The 2237-nt window shown below is 60.7% G+C and carries 3 protein-coding genes and 1 pseudogene; all 4 read left to right on the forward strand.

Annotated features, from left to right (window positions below; genetic code table 11):
* A pseudogene (locus tag EN969_RS27630) lies at positions 1-552 on the forward strand (VOC family protein); the annotation flags it as partial.
* Positions 549-1394, forward strand: a complete 846-nt coding sequence (kdsA, locus tag EN969_RS27635) for a 3-deoxy-8-phosphooctulonate synthase (RefSeq protein ID WP_063168052.1) — start codon at positions 549-551, stop codon at positions 1392-1394. The pseudogene EN969_RS27630 and the gene kdsA, both read left to right, overlap by 4 nt.
* A gap of 96 nt (positions 1395-1490) precedes the next feature.
* A complete protein-coding gene (locus tag EN969_RS27640; protein ID WP_013531476.1) occupies positions 1491-1694 on the forward strand; it encodes a dodecin family protein in 204 nt (67 codons plus the stop codon).
* Positions 1695-1780: 86 nt separating this feature from the next.
* Entirely contained in the window at positions 1781-2146 is a 366-nt protein-coding gene (locus EN969_RS27645; RefSeq protein ID WP_024505095.1) for a PRC-barrel domain-containing protein, read from the forward strand.
* Positions 2147-2237: the final 91 nt, after the last annotated feature.

The following is a 2237-nucleotide window of genomic DNA, read 5'->3' on the forward strand; positions in this document are numbered from 1 at the left end:
TGCATGGTCGGCATCTCGGCGGGAGACATGCTGGGTTTTTCGCGCGCTTTCACCGACCCGGCCGGCAAGAGCGACATCGCATCGTTCAAGCTCGCTTTCGCGGCCGGAGCCAAAGCCACGGACGCCTTCCTGTTTGCCTGCGAGCGGGTCAACGCGCCTGATGTCGACCGCGCGGCTTTGCAGGCCCACACCAACGGCGCGACCGGAATTGTCGAGATCTTGGCGGTCAGCGATGCGCCTGGAAAGCAGCATGAGTTGATTTCTATCTCGGTGGATAATCCGGCCGCCGAAAGGCAGGGCGGCATGTTTTCCCTGCCGAATGCAGATTTGAGCGTGCTTGACCGCGCGGCTTTCACCGCGCGCTTTGGCCTGCCGGCCGGCGCGCCGACAGATCTACGCTTCGCAGCGGTGGTCTTTTCGGTTCGGAACGCCAATGTGACATCGAGGCTGCTTGCGGCCAATTCCATCCAACACGATATAGCGGGCAATGATATTGTCGTGCAGCCTGCACCCGGACAGGGCGCGGCTTTCATCTTCCGGGAGACCAAATGAACAAGCCCGTCGCGCCCAATTCAGCGGTAATTGTCGGCAATGTCGTCTTCGACAACAAGGCGGCTCTGTCGCTGATCGCCGGCCCGTGCCAGTTCGAGTCGCGTCAGCACGCTTTCGACATGGCCGGCGCGCTGAAGGAACTGACCGGCAGGCTCGGAATAGGCCTCGTCTACAAGACCAGCTACGACAAGGCCAACCGCACCTCGCTGTCGGCGACGCGCGGCGCCGGCATGGACGCGGCACTTCCCGTCTTCGACGAACTGCGCAAGGAATTTTCGCTCCCGGTGCTGACCGATGTCCACACCGAGGAGCAGTGCGCCATCGTGGCGCCGCATGTCGATGTCCTGCAGATTCCGGCTTTCCTGTCGCGCCAGACCGACATGCTGGTCGCCGCGGCGAAAACCGGCAAGGTCATCAACGTGAAGAAGGGACAGTTCCTTGCCCCCTGGGACATGAAGAACGTCGTCGCCAAGATCACCGGATCCGGCAATGCCAATGTGCTGACCACCGAGCGCGGTGCTTCTTTCGGCTACAACACGCTGGTCTCCGACATGCGCGCTTTGCCTGTCATGGCAGAGATCGGCGCGCCGGTGATCTTCGATGCGACCCATTCGGTGCAGCAGCCGGGCGGGCAGGGCGGTTCCTCGGGCGGTGAACGTCGTTTTGTCGAGACGCTGGCGCGCGCGGCCGTCGCTGTCGGCGTTGCCGGCGTCTTCATCGAGACCCATCAGGATCCTGGCAACTCGACCTCTTCCGACGGCCCCAACATGCTGCCGTTGAAGGACATGCCCGCTCTACTCGAGCGGCTGATGGCATTCGACCGCATCGCCAAGGGTCTCTAGGCCGGACAATATCCTCTGTCGACCGCCGATGCTTGTGGACGGCGCAAGCCGCCTGTACGCTCTACCGGCAAATGAGCGTTTTGGCAGGAGGAAGCCATGTCTGTCGCCCGCGTCACCGAAATCACATCGTCGTCGAAGAAGAGCTTTCAGGACGCCATCGAACAGGGAATTGCGCGCGCATCCAAAACGCTGAAGAACGTCGAGGGCGCCTGGATCCAGGACCAGAAGATCGTCGTCCAGGACGGCAAGATCGTTGCTTATCGCGTCAACATGAAGGTTACCTTCATCCTCGCGGAGTGATCGGTCGACGCCGAAAAAGTCGGGAACCTTCGCCCGCGCCCCTCATTGTCCAATTATGGTTCGAAACCACAATGAGGAGCACAATCATGGCAACCCAGACTGGCCACACCCAAGCCATTGCCGCTTCGCGGGTCATCGGCACATCGGTCTACAACACCGAAGGCACAAGCATCGGCAGCATAGAGGATGTGATGCTCGACAAGATGACGAACGGGATCATGTTCGCGGTCATCGGTTTTGGCGGCTTCCTTGGCATCGGCGAGAAATATCACGCCATTCCCTGGGCAAGCCTCGACTATGATGAGGACAAGGGCGGTTATGTCGTGCCGTTTTCCAAGGAACAACTCATGGCGGCACCGGCCTATTCGATCAACGAACTGACCGGTGCCGATGGCGAGGCGGCGCGCGACGAATCCTACAATTATTACAAGGTCACGCCTTACTGGCATTAACAACAACGACAAAGCGGCCCCGTCGAGAGAGACGGGGCCGCTTTGGATTCCGGCTTATTCGCTGACGTGTAAGGGGGCCATCGCCTTCGGC

Origin of the sequence: Mesorhizobium sp. M7A.F.Ca.CA.003.01.2.1, from assembly GCF_003998945.1 — a bacterium.
Taxonomy (GTDB): domain Bacteria; phylum Pseudomonadota; class Alphaproteobacteria; order Rhizobiales; family Rhizobiaceae; genus Mesorhizobium; species Mesorhizobium ciceri.